19 protein-coding genes and 2 riboswitches are annotated in these 21247 nt (G+C 72.5%); of the genes, 14 read left to right on the plus strand and 5 right to left on the minus strand.

The annotated features are described in order from the left end of the window. Positions 1–74 precede the first annotated feature (74 nt). From OO48_RS11315 to gcvT, 4 genes are all read right to left on the minus strand, one after another. A complete protein-coding gene (locus OO48_RS11315; protein ID WP_033214797.1) occupies positions 75–1460 on the minus strand; it encodes an L-serine ammonia-lyase in 1386 nt (461 codons plus the stop codon). Between the two features lie 161 nt (positions 1461–1621). Continuing rightward, complete coding sequence (locus OO48_RS11320; protein ID WP_033214798.1) at positions 1622–2890, minus strand: serine hydroxymethyltransferase; 1269 nt, start codon at positions 2888–2890, stop codon at positions 1622–1624. Positions 2891–2906: 16 nt separating this feature from the next. Further along, a complete protein-coding gene (gcvH, locus tag OO48_RS11325; protein WP_033214799.1) occupies positions 2907–3281 on the minus strand; it encodes a glycine cleavage system protein GcvH in 375 nt (124 codons plus the stop codon). Positions 3282–3373: 92 nt separating this feature from the next. Further along, positions 3374–4543, minus strand: coding sequence for a glycine cleavage system aminomethyltransferase GcvT (gcvT, locus tag OO48_RS11330; protein ID WP_051732010.1), 1170 nt, complete (start codon positions 4541–4543; stop codon positions 3374–3376). After that, positions 4534–4641: riboswitch (glycine riboswitch) on the minus strand. Its footprint overlaps the gene before it by 10 nt. Beyond that, positions 4642–4744, minus strand: a riboswitch (glycine riboswitch). It abuts the riboswitch before it with no gap. A gap of 138 nt (positions 4745–4882) precedes the next feature. Between gcvT and OO48_RS11335 the strand changes: the two genes are divergently transcribed. The 10 genes from OO48_RS11335 to OO48_RS11380 all read left to right on the plus strand — a co-directional run bounded on the left by OO48_RS11335 (position 4883) and on the right by OO48_RS11380 (position 15890). Beyond that, entirely contained in the window at positions 4883–5650 is a 768-nt protein-coding gene (locus OO48_RS11335; protein WP_033214802.1) for an enhanced serine sensitivity protein SseB, read from the plus strand. A gap of 140 nt (positions 5651–5790) precedes the next feature. Further along, positions 5791–6603 (plus strand): enhanced serine sensitivity protein SseB C-terminal domain-containing protein, encoded by an 813-nt coding sequence (locus tag OO48_RS11340; RefSeq protein WP_033214805.1) that lies wholly within the window; start codon positions 5791–5793, stop codon positions 6601–6603. A 600-nt stretch (positions 6604–7203) separates the two neighbouring features. Continuing rightward, positions 7204–8202 carry an ABC transporter permease gene (locus OO48_RS11345; RefSeq protein WP_033214806.1) on the plus strand — a complete coding sequence of 333 codons (999 nt, stop codon included), beginning with the start codon at positions 7204–7206 and terminating at the stop codon, positions 8200–8202. 28 nt (positions 8203–8230) lie between these two features. Then, positions 8231–10000: an ABC transporter substrate-binding protein gene (locus tag OO48_RS11350; protein WP_033214808.1), complete on the plus strand. Its 1770-nt coding sequence runs from the start codon at positions 8231–8233 to the stop codon at positions 9998–10000. A 116-nt stretch (positions 10001–10116) separates the two neighbouring features. Then, positions 10117–11115 carry an ABC transporter permease gene (locus OO48_RS11355; protein WP_033214810.1) on the plus strand — a complete coding sequence of 333 codons (999 nt, stop codon included), beginning with the start codon at positions 10117–10119 and terminating at the stop codon, positions 11113–11115. Continuing rightward, positions 11112–12158 carry an ABC transporter ATP-binding protein gene (locus OO48_RS11360; protein WP_033214812.1) on the plus strand — a complete coding sequence of 349 codons (1047 nt, stop codon included), beginning with the start codon at positions 11112–11114 and terminating at the stop codon, positions 12156–12158. Before OO48_RS11355 ends, OO48_RS11360 begins: the two co-directional genes overlap by 4 nt. 28 nt (positions 12159–12186) lie before the next feature. Next, positions 12187–13236, plus strand: coding sequence for an ABC transporter ATP-binding protein (locus OO48_RS11365; protein ID WP_033214818.1), 1050 nt, complete (start codon positions 12187–12189; stop codon positions 13234–13236). A 117-nt stretch (positions 13237–13353) separates the two neighbouring features. After that, complete coding sequence (locus tag OO48_RS11370; protein WP_033214820.1) at positions 13354–14265, plus strand: DUF6891 domain-containing protein; 912 nt, start codon at positions 13354–13356, stop codon at positions 14263–14265. Positions 14266–14396: 131 nt separating this feature from the next. Continuing rightward, positions 14397–15176, plus strand: a complete 780-nt coding sequence (locus tag OO48_RS11375) for a hypothetical protein (RefSeq protein ID WP_033214822.1) — start codon at positions 14397–14399, stop codon at positions 15174–15176. 54 nt (positions 15177–15230) lie between these two features. Then, positions 15231–15890 carry a trimeric intracellular cation channel family protein gene (locus tag OO48_RS11380; RefSeq protein ID WP_033214909.1) on the plus strand — a complete coding sequence of 220 codons (660 nt, stop codon included), beginning with the start codon at positions 15231–15233 and terminating at the stop codon, positions 15888–15890. On the opposite strand, the gene OO48_RS11385 is transcribed toward OO48_RS11380, so the two are convergent. Then, the gene (locus OO48_RS11385) at positions 15826–16647 is read right to left on the minus strand and encodes an IclR family transcriptional regulator (RefSeq protein ID WP_033214823.1); all 822 of its coding nucleotides are present in this window, start codon (positions 16645–16647) and stop codon (positions 15826–15828) included. The genes OO48_RS11380 and OO48_RS11385 overlap by 65 nt on opposite strands. A gap of 104 nt (positions 16648–16751) precedes the next feature. Here OO48_RS11385 and OO48_RS11390 point away from each other — a divergent pair, with 104 nt between their 5' ends. From OO48_RS11390 to mnmA, 4 genes are all read left to right on the plus strand, one after another. Further along, positions 16752–17933, plus strand: coding sequence for a cysteine desulfurase family protein (locus OO48_RS11390; RefSeq protein WP_033214825.1), 1182 nt, complete (start codon positions 16752–16754; stop codon positions 17931–17933). An 87-nt stretch (positions 17934–18020) separates the two neighbouring features. Next, a complete protein-coding gene (locus tag OO48_RS11395) occupies positions 18021–18512 on the plus strand; it encodes a MarR family winged helix-turn-helix transcriptional regulator (RefSeq protein ID WP_033214827.1) in 492 nt (163 codons plus the stop codon). A gap of 93 nt (positions 18513–18605) precedes the next feature. Next, positions 18606–20018, plus strand: a complete 1413-nt coding sequence (locus tag OO48_RS11400) for an MFS transporter (protein WP_033214828.1) — start codon at positions 18606–18608, stop codon at positions 20016–20018. Positions 20019–20059: 41 nt separating this feature from the next. Next, positions 20060–21193: a tRNA 2-thiouridine(34) synthase MnmA gene (gene mnmA, locus OO48_RS11405; RefSeq protein WP_033214830.1), complete on the plus strand. Its 1134-nt coding sequence runs from the start codon at positions 20060–20062 to the stop codon at positions 21191–21193. Positions 21194–21247: the final 54 nt, after the last annotated feature.

Below are 21247 nucleotides of genomic sequence, written 5' to 3' on the forward strand. Positions count from 1 at the left end.
ACCGCGAACAACCGCGGACAGGGGCCCCGTACCGTTTCCGGGGGCGATCAGGAGCGGTCAGGGGCGGGCGGGCCTCAGCACTCGATGACGTTGACGGCGAGGCCGCCGCGGCTGGTCTCCTTGTACTTGACCTTCATGTCGGCGCCGGTCTCCTTCATGGTCTTGATCGCCTTGTCGAGGGAGACGTGGTGCCGGCCGTCGCCGCGCAGGGCCATCCGGGCGGCGGTGACGGCCTTGACCGAGGCCATGCCGTTGCGTTCGATGCAGGGGATCTGGACCAGGCCGCCGACCGGGTCGCAGGTGAGGCCGAGGTTGTGCTCGATGCCGATCTCGGCGGCGTTCTCGACCTGTTCGGGGGAGCCGCCGAGGACCTCGGCGAGGCCGCCGGCGGCCATCGAGCAGGCGGAGCCCACCTCGCCCTGGCAGCCGACCTCGGCCCCGGAGATGGAGGCGTTCTCCTTGAAGAGCATGCCGATCGCGCCCGCGGCGAGCAGGAAGCGGACGATGCCGTCCTCCTTCTCCCATTCGGGGGCGGATGCCGGGACGATGAAGTTCAGGTAGTAGTGCAGGACGGCGGGGATGATGCCCGCGGCGCCGTTGGTGGGGGCGGTGACCACCCGGCGGCCGGAGGCGTTCTCCTCGTTGACGGCCATCGCGTAGAGGGTGACCCACTCCATCGCGTTGCCCGGGTTCACGCCCTCGGCGCGCAGGGCACGGGCCGCGGACGCGGCGCGGCGGCGGACCTTGAGGCCGCCGGGGAGGATGCCCTCGCGGGCCATGCCGGCCGCGACGCACTCCTTCATGACGGCCCAGATCTCCAGCAGGCCGGCCCGGATCTCGGCCTCGGTGCGCCAGGCCTTCTCGTTCTCCAGCATCAGGCCGGAGATGGACAGGCCGGTCTCCCTGGTCAGCCGCAGCAGCTCCTCGCCGGTGCGGAAGGGGTGGCGCAGCACGGTGTCGTCGGGCTTGACCCGGGCCTCGCCGATCGCGTCCTCGTCGACCACGAAGCCGCCGCCGACCGAGTAGTAGGTCTTCTCCAGCAGCGTCTCGCCGGAGGCGTCGTACGCCCACAGGACCATGCCGTTGGCGTGGTACGGGAGCGACTTGCGGCGGTGCAGGACGAGGTCGCCGTCCGGGTCGAAGGGGATCTCGTGGCGGCCGAGCAGGCTGAGCCGCTTCTCGGTGCGGATCCGTTCGACGTCGAGGTCGGCGCGGTCGACGTCTACCGTGCGGGGCGAGTGGTTCTCCAGGCCGAGCAGGACGGCCTTGGGGGTGCCGTGGCCGTGGCCGGTGGCGCCGAGCGAGCCGTACAGCTCGGCCCGGACGGTGGCGACCCGCTCCAGCAGGCCCTCGGAGCCCAGGCGGCGGGCGAACATCCGGGCCGCGCGCATCGGGCCGACGGTGTGCGAGGAGGAGGGGCCGATGCCGATGGAGAAGAGGTCGAAGACACTGATGGCCACGGGGTGACGTCCTTGTCCGGTCTCGTGGTGGTGCTGGGTCCCGTCTCGTGGACGGGGCGCGGCATGGGACGGGGCACCGCGCGCACGTCTTCCAGTGTGCGCGGTGCCCCGGGAAAGCTCGGACGGGCCGCCGGTCGGGCGGGCGGACGAGCGGGGGAGTGTTACAGCTCCGGGTAGAGCGGGTGCTTGGCGGCCAGGGCGGTCACCCGGGCCTTGAGGGCCTCGGCCTTGGCCTCGTCGAAGCCCGGGAGGAGCGCCTCGGCGATGACGTCGGCGACCTCGCGGAAGTCCTCCGCGTCGAAGCCGCGGGTGGCCAGCGCGGGGGTGCCGATGCGCAGGCCGGAGGTGACCATCGGCGGGCGCGGGTCGTTCGGGACGGCGTTGCGGTTGACCGTGATGCCGACCTCGTGCAGGCGGTCCTCGGCGTCCTGGCCGTTGAGCTCGCTGTTGCGCAGGTCGACCAGGACCAGGTGCACGTCGGTGCCGCCGGAGAGCACGGAGGCGCCGGAGGCGGCCACGTCGTCCTGGAGCAGGCGCTCGGCGAGGATCTTCGCGCCCTCCAGGGTGCGGCGCTGGCGCTCCTTGAACTCCTCGGAGGCCGCGACCTTGAACGCGACGGCCTTGGCGGCGATCACGTGCTCCAGCGGGCCGCCCTGCTGGCCGGGGAAGACCGCGGAGTTGATCTTCTTGGCGTGCTCGGCCTTGGAGAGGATGACGCCGCCGCGCGGGCCGCCCAGGGTCTTGTGGGTGGTGGTGGTGACCACGTCCGCGTACGGCACCGGGGAGGGGTGCAGGCCGGCGGCGACCAGGCCGGCGAAGTGCGCCATGTCGACCATCAGCAGGGCGCCGACCTCGTCCGCCACCCGGCGGAACTCGGCGAAGTCCAGCTGGCGGGGGTAGGCGGACCAGCCGGCGATGATCAGCTTGGGCTGGTGCTCCTTGGCGAGGCGCTCGACCTCGGCCATGTCGACCTGGCCGGACTTCTCGTCCACGTGGTAGGCGACCACGTTGTAGAGCTTGCCGGAGAAGTTGATCTTCATGCCGTGGGTCAGGTGGCCGCCGTGGGCCAGGTTCAGGCCCAGGATGGTGTCGCCCGGCTGGATCAGCGCGAACATCGCCGCGGCGTTCGCCTGCGCGCCGGAGTGCGGCTGCACGTTGGCGTGCTCGGCGCCGAACAGCTCCTTGATCCGGTCGATGGCGATCTGCTCGACCACGTCGACGTGCTCGCAGCCGCCGTAGTAGCGGCGGCCGGGGTAGCCCTCGGCGTACTTGTTGGTGAGCACCGAGCCCTGGGCCTCCATGACCGCCACCGGGGCGAAGTTCTCGGAGGCGATCATTTCCAGGGTGGTCTGCTGGCGGTGCAGCTCGGCGTCGACCGCGGCGGCGATCTCCGGGTCGAGCGCGTGCAGGGACTGGTTGAGAACCGTCATCAGGGGGGTCTCCCGGTCAGGCGCCGGTGAAGGCGGTGTAGCCGTCGGCGTCGAGCAGCTCGTCGGTCGCCTCGACCCGGACCTTGAACAGCCAACCGCCCTCGAAGGGCTCCGAGTTGACCAGGGCCGGCTCGTCGATGACCGCCTGGTTGACCTCGGTGACCTCGCCGGTGGCGGGGGAGAAGAGGTCGCTGACCGACTTGGTGGACTCAAGCTCGCCACAGGTCTCACCCGCGGTGACGGTGTCACCCACCGTCGGGAGCTGGACGTAGACGATGTCGCCGAGGGCGTCGGCCGCGTGCGCGGTGATGCCGACCGTCGACACCCCGTCCACGGCGGCGGTCAGCCACTCGTGCTCCTTGGTGTACTGCAGGTGCGTGGGGTTGCTCATGGCGTCATTCTCCAGGATCGCGGGAGGGGAGGGCGCGGCCGTCCGCTGGGCGGACGAACCGGAGGAGGACTGTTCGGAAACGGGAGGGGGGCTCAGCGGGCGCGCTTGTAGAACGGCAGCGCGACGACCTCGACCGGTTCGGGCCTGCCCCGGACGTCCACCGCGACGGCGGTGCCGGGCTCGGCGTGCGCGGCGTCCACGTACGCGATGGCGATCGGCTTGCCCAGGGTCGGGGACGGCGCGCCGGAGGTGATCCGGCCGATCACCGCGCCCTCGGCGTCCACCACGGCGTACTCCGCGCGCGGGACGCGCCTGCCCTCGGAGACCAGGCCGACCAGCTTGCGCGGCGCCTCGGCCCCGGCCCGCGCCGCGGCCTTCTCCAGCGCCTCGCGGCCGACGAAGGCACCGCCGTTGGTGGTCTTGTCGAAGCGCACCACCCGGCCCAGGCCCGCGTCGAACGGGGTCAGGTCGGTGGACAGCTCGTGCCCGTACAGCGGCATGCCCGCCTCCAGGCGCAGCGTGTCGCGGCAGGACAGGCCGCACGGGACCAGGCCCTCGGCGGTGCCGGCCTCCGTCAGCGCCGTCCACAGCTGCTCGGCGTCGGCGGGGGCGCAGAACACCTCGAAGCCGTCCTCGCCGGTGTAGCCGGTGCGGGCCAGCCAGACCTTCCGGCCGGCCACGGTGGCGGGCAGCAGGGCGTAGTACTTGAGGCCGGGCAGGTCGGCGTCGGTCAGCTTGGCCAGGATGCCGTTGGCCTCCGGGCCCTGGACGGCGAGCAGCGCGTAGGCGTCGCGGTCGTCGCGGACGACGGCGTCGAAGCCGGCCGCGCGCTCGGTCAGCGCGTCCAGCACCACCTGGGCGTTGGAGGCGTTGGCGACCACCAGGTACTCGTCCTCGGCGGTGCGGTAGACGATCAGGTCGTCCAGGATGCCGCCGTCCTCGCGGCAGATCATGGTGTAGCGGGCGCGCAGCACGCCCAGCGCGGAGACGAAGCCGACCAGCGCGTGGTCGAGCAGCTCGCCGGCCTGCGGGCCGGAGACGGTGATCTCGCCCATGTGCGAGAGGTCGAACAGGCCGGCCCGGGTGCGGACGGCGAGGTGCTCCTCGCGCTCGCTGCCGTAGCGCAGCGGCATGTCCCAGCCCGCGAAGTCGGTCATGGTGGCACCGAGCGAGCGGTGCAGCGCGTCGAGCGCGGTCAGGCGGAGGGACACGACAGGACTCCCGGGATCTGGAAACGGGCAGGCTGGGGCGAATCTCCCCATCTGTCGTCGAACCTGAGAGCTTCACCGCCTTCCAACAGGATGGCGGCTTGCACCGTGGGTGGGCGCACGGCGCGGCCGTGTCCACTTTCCAGATCTGCCTCGCCCGGGCGGTAGGGGTGCCTGAGAGATTCCGGGGAGGACTTGCTCCTTCGGCGCCGGTCGCGGCCCAGCGGGCCGTTCCGGCTCTCCCGCGCGGGTTCGAGCGGCCGGTATGAAGTTTGGGCGGGCCCATCATGGCATGCCGGGGGCCGCCCGCGGGAGAGGGGGCGGACCGCCGGCGCACCGGAGCGCCCCCGCGCGCCGCTAACCTGAACGCAACTGCGTACGTGGAGGGGCGACATGGGGTTCCCGCTGGGTGGGGTTCCGGAGGGCGGGGCCTGGCCGGCCAACGAACTGGAACGGGTGCTGACGGCCGCGCTCGGCGACCCGGGGGCGACGCCCCGGGTGATCGAGGTGCTGGCCCGCAGCCAGGTGTGGATCCCGCTGCCGTCCGGCACCGCGCCGGACGCCGAGGCGCTCGACCTGCCCACGCTGGAGCTGGCCGGCGCGCCGTACGTCCCGGTGTACTCCTCGCAGGAGCAGTACCTCCAGCACTGCCCGGGCATCCCGTTCGCGATCGCCCCGATGTGGGAGTTCGCCCGCGGGCTGCCGCTGGGCATCGGCATCGCGGTCAACCCGGAGGCGCCGGTGGGCATCCCGGTGCCGCCGGAGGGCGTCGGCGAGCTGCGGCGCGGGCCGCGCGGCGAGGAGTGGGAGGCGCGGGGCGTCACCGAGGGCGCCCGGGTGGCGCTCAAGGAGCCCGAGCCGCACCAGGAGCCGTTCGCCTTCCTGGCCGCCGCGACCAGCGAACTCGTGGCGCTGCCGGGCGTGCTGTCGGCCCGCCGGGCCCTGGCCAGGGTGGAGGGCGAGCCGACCCTGCTGTACGTCGGCGTGCAGCTGGACCCGGCGGCCCCCGCCGACCCGGCCGAGGTCAACACCGCGCTGGGCCGGGCGCTCGGAACCGCGCCGCCGAGCTGGGGCGTCCACCTGGTGCTGCTCGACCTGGTCGCCGATCCGGTGGTGGACTGGCTGCTGGGGCGGGTACAGCCGTTCTACGTGCGCCCGTGACGGCGGTCCCCCACCGGGACCGGTCCCGCTCCGCCGGACGCGCGCGGTACGGCGGCATGACGACCGTCGGGTGCGCCCCATAGGGTTGCCCCGGCACACCGGAGCGCGGTGGAGAGCGGACGAGAGAGTAGGGCGGCGACGTGACGGGAGCAGCCGGCGACCCGGGGGCGGTCGAGCGCGCCCTCGCAGCGGTCGCACCGGAGCGCTGGGAGGCGTACGAGGGCCTGCTGCGCGCCCTGGCCGGCGGGCAGGTCTGGATGCTGCTGTGGCACGGCAGCCCCGGCAGCCCGGACGCCCAGTACGGCAACATGGACGTCGGCGGGCACGGCTACGCGCCCTGCGCCACCTCCCCGGCCCAGCTGGCGGCCAGCGGCTGGACGCGGGCCCACGAGGTGGTCTCCGGGCCGGAGATCGCGTCCTCGCTCTACCGGTCGCGCTGGGGCCTGTGGCTCGACCCGCACCGCCCCGGCGGCGGCGTCGGGGTGCCCTGGGCCGACCTGCGGCGGATCGCCCTCGGCCTGGACCGGCTGCCGGCCGGCCCGCTGCGGATCTCCGAACCCCCCGTGCAGGCCTCGCCGTTCTTCGCCGTGCTGGAGCAGCAGGCGGGTGAGGTGCGGCCGTTGCGCTCGCTGCGGCGGGCCTGGGTGCAGCCGGTGCTGGGCGAGGCGTACCTGGCGATCGGGCTCGACCTGTACGACGCCTCGCCGCCGTCCGTCGAGGCGGCCCGGGCGCTGGTGCAGCGGGCCGCCGCGCAGGCGCCCGAGGGGCCCGGGGTGTCCACCGTGATGATGGCCGACGAGTTCGACCCGGTGGCGATGTGGATGTGGGCCAACGCCCGCCCGTTCTTCGACCGGCAGGGTCACCCGACCGGCTTCGGTTACGCAGCGCAACCGATGGCCGGGCCCGCCCCGGGCTGGGGGCAGCCCCCGTGGCCGGGCCACCCGGGCCGGTGAACCTACCCTGACGCACTGTCCGAAAACCCCCGCTCCGACCTTTTCCCCGGTCGGCGGGGGTTTTTTGCCGTCTTTTGCCAGCTCGTGATCTACGCGCGAAACCCCGGGTTCCACCTGGCGTTTTCCCGCCAGTGGCGGGGTGTCGTCAGTGGCCCTCTTGACGGACACGTAACAGCTGTGTGAAGAGCGATATGCGTGCGCAACGGAAGTGCATGCCGACAGATCACAGTTGGGCATCCTTCGGCATGGAGGTCTTCCGCCGGGCACTTCCCATGACAGAGAGTGCTGCGCAATGCGGGGTGCGAGTCGAACCTCACGAAGGTGAACGCGCCCCGGCCGCAGCATGTACCGCACGATGCGCGTCTCGTACGGTCGCACCGTGCACGTCGGAGGCGTCCCGCCCGGGACCGCCGCCGTCCCGGGCGCCCCCCTGACCGGAGGGCCGCCCGGAGGAACCCGGCACCACCAGCAACGCCCTGCTTGCTCAACGCACTTCTGCACCGCCGCACCGGCACCCGGCACCACCGAACCGCTCTGCAACTCCGCACCGCACGCGACTCCGTGGGCCGGCCACCGTCGGCGAGGGGAACGAACTGACTCATGACCACACCCACCGAGACCTCGGGTCCGGCGTCCGGGGCGCAGCCTGACGGCGCGTCAACTCCAGAGCCGGACAAGCAGATCGAGGGCCGCTCGCCGGGCCGCATCGCCTGGAGCCGGCTCAAGCGCGACAAGGTCGCGCTGGCCGGCGGCGCCGTCGTGGTGCTGCTGATCCTGGCGGCGGTCTTCGCCCCGGTGCTGACCGCGCTGTTCGGACACCCGGTCGACGAGCCCCACCCGGACCAGATCAACCCCGACCTGGGCCTGCCCAAGGGCGCGTTCGGCGGCATCAGCGGCGACTTCCTGCTCGGCGTCGACCCGACCTTCGGCCGCGACGTGTTCTCCCGGATCGTCTACGGCGCGCAGATCTCGCTGCTGGTGGCCTTCCTGGCCGCCGCGCTGTCGGTCTGCATCGGCGTCGTGATGGGCATCATGGCCGGCTACTTCGGCGGCTGGGTGGACTCGGTGATCAGCCGGGTCATGGACGTCCTGCTGGCCTTCCCGCAGCTGCTGTTCAGCATCGCGCTGGTCTCGGTGATGCCCAACGAGCTGCTCGGCCTGGGCGACACCGGTGTGCGAGTGGCGGTCCTGGTGACCGTGATCGGCTTCTTCGGCTGGCCGTACATCGGACGCATCGTCCGCGGCCAGGCCATGTCGCTGCGCGAACGCGAGTTCGTGGACGCCGCCCGCAGCCTCGGCGCGGGGCGCGCGCACATCCTGTTCCGCGAACTGCTGCCGAACCTGACGGCGCCGATCCTGGTCTACGCGACCCTGATCATCCCCACCAACATCCTGAACGAGGCGGCGCTCAGCTTCCTCGGGGCCGGCGTCCGGCCGCCCACCCCGTCCTGGGGGCAGATGCTCTCGGACGCGGTCGGGATCTACCAGGCGGATCCCACGTACATGGTGGTCCCCGGTCTCGCCATCTTCATCACCGTGCTCGCCTTCAACCTCTTCGGTGACGGCCTGCGTGACGCTCTCGACCCCAAGGGCAACTGAGCCCGCAACTCTGGAGGTTCCCCAACCCATGAAGCGAAACAGGACGCTCGCGGCCGCCGCGCTGGTGGCCACCCTCGCCCTCACCACGGCCGCCTGCGGCGGGTCCAAGGGCGGCGGTTCCGGGGGCGACAAGGCCGACGGCTCGAAGGCCGGCTTCAACGCCGCGGCCGAGAAGGTGGTGAACCCGTCCGACAAGAAGGGCGGGACCCTGGAGATGTGGACCACCACCGACGTGGACTCGCTCGACCCCGGTCGCGCGTACTACGCCTCGGTGTGGAACTACGAGCGCTTCTACACCCGCACCCTGCTCGCCTTCGACGGCAAGCCCGGCAAGGACGGCCTGAACCTGGTCCCCGACCTGGCCTCCGCCAAGCCGGAGATCTCCGCCGACGCCAAGACCTACACCTTCAAGCTGAAGCCCGGCCTGAAGTTCGAGGACGGCTCGGTCATCACCTCGAAGGACGTCAAGTACGGCATCGAGCGGATCTTCGCGCAGGACGTCATCTCCGGCGGCCCGACCTACCTGATCAACGAGCTGGACCAGGGCCAGGGCTACAAGGGCCCCTACACCGACTCCGACCCGGACAAGCTCGGCCTCAAGTCGGTCCAGACCCCGGACGACACCACGATCGTCTTCACCCTGGCCAAGCCGAACTCCGACTTCCCGTACCTGCTGGCCATGGGCTCCGCCGCCCCCGTCCCGCAGAAGCTGGACACCGGTGCCCAGTACGGCCAGAAGCCGGTCTCCTCCGGCCCGTACAAGTTCAAGTCGGTCGAGCCCGGCAAGGGCTACGAGCTGGTCCGCAACGAGAACTGGGACCCGGCCTCCGACCCGTTCCGCAAGGCGCTGCCGGACGTCGTCAAGCTGACCGTCACCACCAACGCCGACGACATGGACGCCCGCCTGCTGGCGAACACCGCCGACCTCGACTGGGCCCAGACCGGCCTGTCGCAGGCCGCCCAGGTCAAGGTCCTCCAGGACCAGGCGCTCAAGGCCAACACCGACGACCCGTACAACGGCTTCATCCGGTACGTCTCGCTCGTCCCGGCGGTCGCCCCGTTCGACAACGTGCACTGCCGCAACGCGGTGCTGTACGCGGCCGACACCACCGCGCTGCAGACCGCCCGCGGCGGCTCGGTCTCCGGCTCGCTGTTCGGCTCGATGCTGCCCCCGAACATCCTCGGCTCCGACGACTACGACCCGTTCGGCCTGACCAAGGGCAAGCCGAACATCGAGAAGGCCAAGGAGGAGCTGAAGGCCTGCGGCAAGCCGGAGGGCTTCAAGACCACCATCGCGGTGCGCGGCAACAAGCCGAAGGAGGTCAACTCCGCGGTGGCCCTGCAGACCGCGCTCAAGGCGGCCAACATCGACGTCACCGTCGACCAGTACGACGGCAAGCTGATCTCCTCGGTCATCGGCGCGCCCGACGTGGTCAAGTCCAAGGGCTACGGCCTGATCGTGATGGGCTGGGGCGCCGACTACCCGACCGGTTCCGGCTACCTGCAGCCGCTGGTCGACGGCCGCTTCATCACCAGCAACGGCAACAACAACTACTCCGAGATCAACGACCCGGAGATCAACGGCTGGTTCGACCAGGCCGCCCAGCAGACCGACCCGGCCAAGGCCGCCGAGTTCTACAAGAAGATCAACCACAAGGCCATCGACGGCGCCTACTACCTGCCGATGGTCGCCGACAAGGCCCTCAACTGGCGCAACCCGCGCCTGACCAACGTCTACATCACCGACGCCTTCGGCGAGGTGGACTTCCAGGCGCTCGGCGTCTCCGACGGCAAGTGACCTGACCTCCCCGCTCGTCCGCACCGCTAGTCCGAAGGGCAGGTGAAGGCCCTGCCGAGCCGGCCGCGGCGCCCCCACCGGGGCGCCCCGGCCGGCCCGCGGCAGGGCCGACCGCAGTGCTCGTGTATCTCGTCAGGCGACTGGTCAACGTCGTCTTCATGCTGTTGGTGGTCGCCGCGGTGACCTTCGGCATCTTCTTCATGGTGCCGAAACTGACCGGGACCGACCCCGCGATGCTCTACGTGGGCAAGATCGCGGACAAGGCGGCGGTCGAGGGCATCCGCCACAAGATGGGCCTCGACAAGTCGATCATCGAACAGTTCTGGCTCTTCCTGCGCGGGGTGTTCGCCGGCCGCGACTACAACGCCGGCGTCGACATGACCCACTGCGCGGCCCCCTGCCTGGGCTACTCGTTCAAGACCGAGCAGGCGGTCTGGCCGCTGCTGCTCAACCGGGTCGGCGTCGACATCTCGCTGGCCGTCGGGGCCTCCGTGCTCTGGCTGGTGTTCGGCACCGCCACCGGCGTCATCTCCGCACTGCGCCGCGGCACCACCCTGGACCGCGTCACCATGACCGTCGCGCTGGCCGGCGTCTCGCTGCCGATGTACTTCACCGGCCTGGTCGCGCTCGCGGTCTTCGTCAACCAGCTCGGTTGGTTCCCCAACAGCTACACCGACTTCGCGGACGATCCGGTCTCCTGGTTCCAGGGGCTGGTGCTGCCCTGGGTGACCCTGGCGTTCCTGTTCGCCGCGACGTACGCCCGACTCAGTCGGGCCACTTTGCTGGACGTCCTCGGCGAGGACTACATCCGCACCGCGCGGGCCAAGGGCCTCAAGGAGCCGGTGGTCATCGGCAAGCACGCCATGCGCTCCACGCTGACCCCGATCCTGACCATCTTCGGCATGGACCTCGGCGGTCTGCTCGGCGGCGCCGTGCTCACCGAGAAGACCTTCAACCTGCGCGGACTCGGCTACGAGGCGGTCACCTCGATCCAGTCCAGCGACCTCCCGGTGATCATGGGCGTGACCCTGTTCGCCGCGTTCTTCATCGTCATGGCCAACCTCGTGGTTGACCTGCTGTACGCCGTCGTCGACCCCCGGGTGAGGCTGACATGAGCAACACCGACAAGCCTTTCCTGTCCGTCCGCGACCTGAAGGTGCACTTCCCCACCGACGACGGACTGGTCAAGTCCGTCAACGGGCTCAGCTTCGACCTGGAGCGCGGCAAGACGCTCGGCATCGTCGGCGAGTCCGGCTCCGGGAAGTCCGTCACCTCGCTGTCGATCATGGGCCTGCACCGCACCGGCACCAAGCGCGGCGCCCCGCGGATCTCCGGCGAGATCTGGCTGGACGGCGAGGACCTGGTCGCCGCCAGCGCCGACCGGGTGCGCAAGCTCCGCGGTCGGAAGATGGCGATGATCTTCCAGGACCCGCTGACCGCGATGCACCCCTACTACACGGTCGGCGCCCAGATCGTCGAGGGCTACCGGGCCCACCACCCCGGCGCCTCCAAGAAGGAGGCCCGCAAGCGCGCGGTCGAGATGCTCGACCGGGTCGGCATCCCGCAGCCCGACAAGCGGGTCGACAACTACCCGCACGAGTTCTCCGGCGGCATGCGCCAGCGCGCCATGATCGCGATGGCGCTGGTCAACGACCCCGACCTGCTGATCGCCGACGAGCCGACCACCGCGCTCGACGTCACCGTCCAGGCGCAGATCCTCGACCTGATCCGCGACCTGCAGAAGGAGTTCGGCTCGGCGGTCGTCATCATCACCCACGACCTGGGCGTGGTCGCCGAACTCGCCGACGACATCCTGGTGATGTACGGCGGCAAGCCGGTCGAGCGCGGCCCCGCCGCCACCATCTTCGAATCCCCCGAGCACCCCTACACCTGGGGCCTGCTCGGCTCGATGCCCCGCCTCGACCGGGAGCTCCAGGACCGGCTGATCCCGGTCAAGGGCACCCCGCCGAGCCTGATCAACGTGCCGTCCGGCTGCGCGTTCCACCCGCGCTGCCCGTACGCCGAGCTCACCGGCGGCCGCTCCGTCAGCGAGGTGCCCGCGCTGGCCGAGGCCGCGCCCCGGCACCACGCCGCCTGCCACCTGCCGATCGCCGAACGCCACCGGATCTTCACCGAAGAGATCGCGCCCCGGCTGTGAGCACGTACCACCCATTTGGAGAGCAGCGATGACGGACAGTCAGGCGGCGGTGCCGCAGCTCGCGAAGGTGCCCGCGCAGGCGCCCGGGCCCGACCGCGAACCCCTGCTGAGGGTCACCGGACTGACCCGGCACTTCCCGGTCACCAAGGGACTGCTGAAGCGCCAGGTCGGCGCGGTGCGGGCGGTCGACGGCATCGACTTCGAGGTCAACGCCGGCGAGACGCTCGGCGTGGTCGGCGAGTCCGGTTGCGGCAAGTCCACCATGGGACGCCTGGTCACCCGGCTCGACGAACCCACCGGCGGCACCGTCGAGTTCGAGGGCACCGACATCACCCACCTGGGCGTCGCGGCGATGCGGCCGTACCGGCGCGACATCCAGATGATCTTCCAGGACCCGTACTCCTCGCTGAACCCCCGGCACACCATCGGCACCATCGTCGGCGCGCCCTTCCGGCTCCAGAAGGTCGCCACCGAGCACGGGGTCAAGCGGGCCGTCCAGGACCTGCTGGAACTCTGCGGACTCAGCCCCGAGCACTACAACCGCTACCCGCACGAGTTCTCCGGCGGCCAGCGCCAGCGCATCGGCATCGCCCGCGCCCTGGCCCTGCGCCCCAAGATGATCGTGGCCGACGAGCCGGTCTCCGCGCTGGACGTCTCCATCCAGGCCCAGGTGGTCAACCTGCTGGACGACCTCCAGAAGGAACTCGGCCTCACCTACCTGATCATCGCGCACGACCTCTCGGTCGTCCGGCACGTCTCCGACCGGGTCGCCGTCATGTACCTCGGCAAGGTGGTCGAGATCGCCGACCGGGACGCCCTGTACGCCCGGCCGATGCACCCCTACACCAACGCCCTGATGTCCGCGGTGCCGGTGCCCGACCCCCGCCGCAAGGAGCGCCGCGAGCGCATCCTGCTCACCGGCGACGTGCCCTCCCCGCTCAACCCGCCGTCCGGCTGCCGCTTCCGCACCCGCTGCTGGAAGGCGCAGGACGTCTGCGCGAGCCAGGAGCCGCCGCTCGCCACGGCGGCGGCGGGGCACCAGGTGGCGTGCCACTTCCCGGAGAACGCGGCCGAGTAGCGCCTCCGCCCGTCGCGAAGGTCCGCCGGGGGGAGTTCCCTCCCCCCGGCGGACCTTCGCCGTGCGCGCGGCGGCCCGAGTGGGGAGCCGACGGTGGCGGATGGCAGGGTGGGGCGCATGCTGGAGATCACGGTGCGGGACGAGTCCGGTCGGGTGGGCGTGCGGGTCTCGGAGGACGAACTCCGGGCCTCGGTGCGGGACGTGGGACAGCGGAAGGGCTCCTTCCTGGTGCTCCAGCGCGTCCCCGACCTGCCGGACACCTACGCGCAGGCCTGCCCGGAGGACGGGGCGTGGACGGTCGAGTACCGGGACGGCGCGCAGTCGCGGCACTTCGGGGCGCGGGTGGGCGAGCCGGAGCGGGTCGCCGAGCTGCTGACCGGGTGGGCCCGGGGGGACGCGGACTGGGCGGCGGGGGAGGAGTGGGAGCGGATCGACTTCGGCCCGGACCCGGAGCCCGCGCCGCTGGAGCTGTCCGCGGAGGACGAGCGGATCCTGGTCGCCGAGGTGCGGCGGCTGCTGGTGGGCGGGTACACCACGCTGGCGCGGGCGGCCGAGGCCGCGCGGGAGTGCCTCGTGCGGGACGGGCACCGGCCGGTCGGTGCGGAGCAGGCCAAGCAGCTGGTCGACCGGATGTGGCTGGAGCGCGTCGCCGAGCAGCGCGGCTGGGTGGGCGAGACCGACCCGGAGCGGCTGTCCCGGGCGTTCGCCGCGCTGGAGGAGAGCGGGATCACCGCCCGGGAGAACTTCACCTGCTGCCGCACCTGCGGCAACAGCGAGATCGGCGCGGAGGACCCGGGGGCCCGCGGCTTCGTCTACTTCCACTCCCAGTGCACCGACGGCGTGGCCGGGGGCGGAGACCTCTGGCTGCTGTACGGCGGCTTCGACGGTTCCGAGCGGACCACCGCCGCCGTCGGCCGGGAGGTCGTCGCGGCGCTGGCCGGGGCGGGTCTGACGGCCGTCTGGAGCGGGGAGCCGGGCGACGCGATCCGGGTGACCGGCCTGGACTGGCGGCGCCGGCTGGTCGGCTAGGGGCGCTCCGCCCCCGCAGGTCAGGCTGTCCTTCGTCCGGCCCAGCCCCCGGCCCGAGCTGTTGCCGGGGGAGGGGGCGGTGCCTTGACTGGAGCGGAATGTCCCGGCTCCCGCGCGAGGGGTAGGTCACCATGCTGTCGGCCCGCAGTCTGTTCCAGGAGATCCACGACGACGACCAGGCGTTCCGGCTGTTCTGCTCGATCGCCGCGAAGGGGGAGGACCAGGGCGGCTGGGAGAACGGCCGGATCGCCCGGCTGGTGCCCGATCCGGTGCTGGCGCCGAAGGTGGCCCGGCACGGCGCCGACGAGGACAAGCACGGCCGGATCTTCAAGGCGCTGATGCACAGGCGCGGCCTGGCCGAGCGGGACGTGCCGGACGACACCGACTACACGATGATCCTGGAGCGGCAGGGCATCGGCCTGGCGCACTCCCGGCTGCGCCGGGACGAGCCGCTGACCGAGCAGGACGTGATCACGTACCTGGCGCACAGCCGGGTGACCGAGCAGCGGGCCGCCGAGCAGATGCTGATGCTGAAGCGGATCTTCGGCGACCACCCGGAGCTGGGGCGGGCGGTGCGGATGATCTCCAACGACGAGGACAACCACCTGGCGTTCTGCCACGAGGAGCTGCTGCGGCTCGCGTACCAGGGGCACGGGCGGACGATCCTGGACACCCTGCAGACCACCGCCCGGGCGGAGATCCGCACCTACCGGGACGTCAGCCTGGCGGTGATGGCGCACCTGGGGGAGCTGCTGCGCTGGCCGAGGGCGAAGTCGGCGGCGCTGGCGGCGGGCATCCACGCGGTGTACGCGTACGAGCGGGCGGGCGGCTGGCGGCGGATGACCACGCTGAGGACGCCGGCCCGGCTGAACGCGCTGGGCGGGCCCGCACCGCACGAACAGTTCGCCTGACCGCCCGGCGACCGGGAGCGCGGGGGGACGGCGGCCGGCGTGCACACTGACCAGGTGACGTCCGAGATCTTCCCGCACAGCGTCCAGCAGGTCCTCGACCTGGTGGGCATCTTCGTGTTCGCGCTGTCCGGCGGCCTGATGGCCGTCCGCAAGAACATGGACATCTTCGGCATCTGCGTGCTGGCCGAGGCCACCGCGCTGGGCGGCGGCATCCTGCGGGACCTGGTGATCGGGGCGCTGCCGGTGGCCGCGTTCACCAGCTTCGGGTACTTCCCCACGCCGCTGGTCGCCGGGGTGGTGGTGTTCTTCCTGCACCCCCAGGTGGAGCGGATCACCCGGGCGGTGATGGTCCTGGACGCGGCGGGCCTGGGCCTGTTCTGCGTCACCGGCACCATCAAGGCGCACACCTACGGCCTCGGCGCGATCCCCTCGGTGGCCTGCGGGATGCTGACCGCGGCGGGCGGCGGCGTGATCCGCGACCTGCTGGCGATGGAGCCGCCCTCGCTGCTGCGCTGGGACCGCGAGATCTACGCCGTCCCGGCGCTGGTCGGCTCGGCGGTGGTGGCGGTCCTGATCGGCGTCGGGCGGCTGACCCCGCTGAACGCCTCGCTGGCCGCCGTGGTCGCGTTCACCATGCGGATGCTGGCGCTCAAGTACGGCTGGCGCGCACCTCGTGCTTGGCACCGCAACGGTTCTCGCACCAGCGAGGAGTAGGCGAGCCGCCGTACGCCAGCGAGATCGCCTCGACCGTGCAGAGCAGCTCCGGCAGCAGTTTGCTCAGCTCGGTCACCGAGGCGACCCGGACCGGGGCGGAGATCGAGCAGGCGGCGATGGCGGTGCCCTCGGTGCCGGCGATCGGGGCGGCGATGCAGTTCACCGACTCCTGGTACTCGGCCTGGTCCACCGCCCAGCCGCGCCGGCGCACCTCGGCCAGCTCGGCCCGGAACTCCTCGGGGCCGCGGATCGACTGCGGGGTGCGGGCCGGGAACTCCACCTCGGCGAGGAAGGCGGTGAGCTTCTCCGCGGGCAGGTCCGCCAGCAGCACCTTGCCCGCCGCGGTGGCCACCGCGGGGGCGCGCTTGCCGATCCGGCTGGCCTCGCCGAGCCAGCTGCGGCCGTGGTCCGGGTACTTCGCCTCGACCTTGTCGAGGTAGAGCACCTCGTCGCCCTCCAGCACCGACAGGTGCACGGTGTGCCCGTAGCGCTCGTTGAGCACCGCCAGGTACGGGGCGGCGACCTGCCGGATGTCGATGCCCTCCAGCGCCTGGTGGGCGAGCGCGAACAGCCGGCCGCCGAGCCGGTAGCGCTGGTCGGACTGCCGGTGGACGAAGCCGTGCTCCTGCAGGGTGCGCAGCAGCCGCAGCGCGGTGGACTTGTGCACGCCGATCCTCGCGGCGGCCTGCTCCAGCGATGCCGGGCCCTCGCCGAGCGACGCCAGGATGGTCAGCGCGCGGTCGACCGTCTGGGACACGGCCCCTCCCCTCTCACAGCAGCGTGGCCGGAAGGCTAACGGCGCGTTGCAGAGGGTGCAATGGCCAAATCGTGACTCTTCGGCCGCCTACACTGGTTCCCGCTATGGCATACCTCGACCACGCCGCCACCACCCCGATGCTGCCCGAGTCGGTCGCCGCGATGACGGCGCAGTTCGGTGTCGTCGGCAACGCCTCCTCGCTGCACGCCGCCGGCCGGCGGGCCCGCAGAGTGGTCGAGGAGTCCCGGGAGTCGCTCGGCGAGTCGCTGGGCGCCCGCCCCAGCGAGATCGTGCTCACCGGCGGCGGCACCGAGTCCGACAACCTGGCGGTCAAGGGCCTGTACTGGGCCAGGCGCGACGCCGAACCAGCCCGCCGCCGGGTGCTCAGCAGCCCGATCGAGCACCACGCGGTGCTGGACGCGGTGCACTGGTTGGCCGAGCACGAGGGCGCCGAGGTCGAGTACCTGCCGGTGGACGGGCTCGGCCGGGTCCACCCGGAGGCGCTGCGCGAGGCGATCGAGCGGGCCCCGGAGACGGTCGCGCTGGTCACCGTGATGTGGGCCAACAACGAGGTCGGCACGATCCAGCCGATCCGCGAACTCGCGGCCGTCGCCGCCGAGTTCGACGTGCCGATGCACTCCGACGCGGTGCAGGCGCTGGGCCAGGTGCCAGTGTCCTTCGCCGACTCCGGGCTGACCGCGCTCACCGTCACCGGCCACAAGGTCGGCGGCCCGTACGGCGTCGGCGCGCTGCTGCTGGCCCGCTCCGCCAAGCCCGTCCCGCTGCTGCACGGCGGCGGCCAGGAGCGCGACGTGCGCTCCGGCACGCTGGACGCGCCGGGAGCGGCCGGGTTCGCGGTGGCCGCCGCGCTGGCCGTCGAGCGGCAGCCCGGGTACGCGGGCGCGGTCGGCGCGCTGCGCGACGAGCTGCTGGCCGCGGTCCGCGCGGCCGCGCCGGACGCGGTGCTCAACGGCGACCCCGGCGCGGACGGGCGGCTGCCCGCCAACGCGCACTTCTCCTTCCCCGGCTGCGAGGGCGACGCGCTGCTGATGCTGCTGGACGCGGCGGGCGTCGAGTGCTCCACCGGTTCGGCCTGCTCGGCCGGCGTCCCGCAGCCCAGCCACGTGCTGCTGGCGATGGGCGTCGACCCGGAGCTGGCCCGGGCCTCGCTGCGCTTCTCGCTCGGCCACACCTCCACCGCCGCCGACGTGGCGGCGCTGGCCGCCGCGCTGCCCGGCGCGGTGGAGCGGGCCCGGCGGGCCGGGCTGGTGCGCGCCGCCCGGTGAGGTGGGGGCCGCCCGCTGAGGCCGCGTTCCGCCCGGCGGCGTGACGTTCCGTACGGAACCTTCTGCTTCCGGACGTACTCTGGGGGCATGAACGCACCCCTCCCCGAGCGCACCGTCCGCGACCTCACCGGGATGCTGGTCCAGGCCGCGCACGCGATGAACACCCGGCTGTCGCTGGCCCTGGCCGAGATCGACAGCTCCCCGCGCAAGCACTGCGTGCTGCTGCACGCCCTGGAGGGCGAGCGCACCCAGTCGCAGCTGGCCGCGATCGCCGGTCTGGACAAGACCACCATGGTGGTCACCGCCGACGAGCTGGAGCGCGACGGCCTGGCCGAGCGCCACCCGTCCGCGACCGACCGGCGGGTGAAGGTGATCCGGGTGACCCCCGCGGGCGCGGAGCTGGTGCGGCGCGGCGAGGTGATCGTCGACCGGGTGCACGGGGAGGCGCTGGGCGAGCTGTCGGCGGGGGAGCGGCAGGTGTTCGTGGACGCGCTGGACCGGCTGCAGCAGGCGAAGGAGTTCCCGATGACCGGGGAGGGCGGCGTGGTGCGCCGACCGCGGCGGGCCCGACAGGGATAGCCGTCCCGATATAGATCGTCTATTACAAAACTATCTGCTACGGTCTCTCTTATCGGGAGCGCACGTCCGCGCGTCCCCGGGAGGGAGAGAACCGTGTCCGAGAACCCGTCACGCGCCCGCTGGCTGGCCCTCGCGGTGGTGTGCGCCGGAATGCTGATGGTGATCCTCGACGGGTCCATCACCACCGTCGCGCTGCCCGCCATCCAGGCCGACCTGCACGTCGGACCGGCCGGGCTGGCCTGGGTGGTGGACGCCTACGTGGTCGCCTTCGGCGGACTGCTGCTGCTCGCCGGACGCCTCGGCGACCTGCTCGGCCGCCGCCGGGTCTACCTCGCCGGGATCGCCGCCTTCACCGCCGCGTCCGTGCTCTGCGGCCTCGCCGTCAACGCCGGGACGCTGATCGCCGCCCGCTTCCTGCAGGGCGCCGGCGGCGCGATGGCCTCCGCCGTCGGCCTCGGCATGGTCGTCGCGCTGTTCCCCGACCCCGCCGAGCGGGCCAAGGCGTTCGGCGCCTTCGGCTTCACCGGCGCGGTCGGCGCCTCGCTCGGCCAGGTGCTCGGCGGCGTCCTCACCGAGGGCCTCGGCTGGCACTGGATCTTCTTCATCAACCTGCCGATCGGCGCCGCCGCCCTGCTCGCCGGGGCGCGCCTGCTGGCCGACGACCGCGGCCCCGGCCTGAAGGCGGGCGCCGACGCCCCCGGCGCCGCCCTGGTCACCGGCGGACTGATGCTCGGCGTCTACACCATCGTCGAGGGCGGACCGGCCGGCTGGACCTCCGCCCGCACCCTGACCACCGGCGCCGCCGCGCTCGTCCTGCTCGCCGCGTTCCTGCTCCGGCAGGCCCGCGCCGCCACCCCGCTGCTCCCGCCGCGGATCCTCGCCCGGCGCACCACCGCGCTCGCCAACCTGGTCCAACTCCTGATGCTGGCCGCGCTGTTCGGCTTCCAGATCCTGCTCGCCCTGTACCTCCAGCAGGTCCAGCACTACGGCGCGCTGGCCACCGGCCTGGCCATGCTGCCCGCCGCCCTCACCATCGGCGCCGTCTCGCTGCTGCTCGCGGCCCCCACCATCGCCCGGTTCGGCGAACGCCGCACCCTGCTGACCGGCCTGGCCCTGCTCACCGTCGGCATCGCCCTGCTCACCCGGCTCCCGGCCGGACACCTCGACTACGCCGCCGACGTCCTGCCCACCCTGCTCAGCTCCGCCGGGTTCGGCCTCGCCGCCACCGCCCTCACCGCGCTCGGCATGGCCGACGCCCGCCCCGAGGACGCCGGCCTGCTCTCCGGCCTGCTCAACACCACCCAGCAGGTCGGCGCCGCGCTCGGCGTCGCCGTCCTCACCGCGCTGGCCGCCGACCGCGGCACCGCCGGCTTCCACCTCGCCTTCGGCACCGGCGCCGCGCTGCTGGCCGCCGCGTTCCTGCCGGCCCTCGCGCTGCCCCGGCACCGGCCCGCCGCGCCCGCCCCGCCCGTCGGCGCCGAGCCGCCCGTCCTGACCCACGGCTGACCGCCGGGGTGCCGCCCGCCCCCGTTACGCTTGGAGGCACCATGACTGACTTCCCCGGCGCCCCGACCACCCCGTCCACCGGCCGCCTGCGCGTGCTCGCCGCGATGTCCGGCGGCGTCGACTCAGCCGTCGCCGCCGCCCGGGCCGTCGAGGCCGGCCACGAGGTGACCGGCGTCCACCTGGCGCTCGCCAGCAACCCGCAGTCCTTCCGCACCGGAGCCCGCGGCTGCTGCACGCTGGAGGACTCCCGGGACGCCCGCCGCGCCGCCGACGTGATCGGCATCCCGTTCTACGTCTGGGACTTGGCCGAACGCTTCCGCGAGGACGTGATCGAGGACTTCGTCGCCGAGTACGCCGCCGGGCGCACCCCCAACCCGTGCCTGCGCTGCAACGAGAAGATCAAGTTCGCCGCGCTGCTCGACAAGGCGGTCGCGCTCGGCTTCGACGCCGTCTGCACCGGCCACTACGCCCGGATCGTCGACCACGCCGACGGCACCCGCGAACTGCACCGCGCCGTCGACGCCGCCAAGGACCAGTCCTACGTCCTCGGCGTGCTCGACGCCGAGCAGCTCGCCCACTCGCTGTTCCCGCTCGGTGACACCACCAAGGACGTCATCCGCGCCGAGGCCGAACGGCGCGGCCTGGCCGTCGCCAAGAAGCCCGACAGCCACGACATCTGCTTCATCACCGACGGCGACACCCAGGGCTTCCTGGCCGAGCGCCTCGGCACCGCCCCCGGCGACATCCTCGACGCCGACGGCACCAAGCTCGGCGAGCACGACGGCGCGTACGGCTTCACCATCGGCCAGCGCAAGGGCCTGCGGATCGGCCGCCCCGCCGCCGACGGCAAGCCCCGCTACGTGCTCGACATCTCCCCGGTGAACAACACCGTCACCGTCGGCCCGGTCGAGGGACTCGACGTGCACGCCCTCACCGCCATCCGCCCCCGCTGGTGCGGCACCCCGGCCGTCGGCGAGGGCCGCTACACCGCCCAGCTGCGGGCGCACGGCGAGGAGGTGCCGGTCACCGCCGTGCTGAGCGGCGACGAACTGCACGTCCGGCTCGACACCCCGGCCCGCGGCATCGCCCCGGGGCAGGCCGTGGTGCTGTACGACGGCACCCGGGTGGTCGGCTCGGCCACCATCGCGAGCACCGAGCGGGCCGTCGCGGTCTAGTACTCCAGCCGTAGATCGTGATCTTGCGGTTTGCGGCAGGGACGTTTTTGAGGT

Source organism: Kitasatospora phosalacinea, assembly GCF_000716545.1.
GTDB classification, from domain to species: domain Bacteria; phylum Actinomycetota; class Actinomycetes; order Streptomycetales; family Streptomycetaceae; genus Kitasatospora; species Kitasatospora phosalacinea.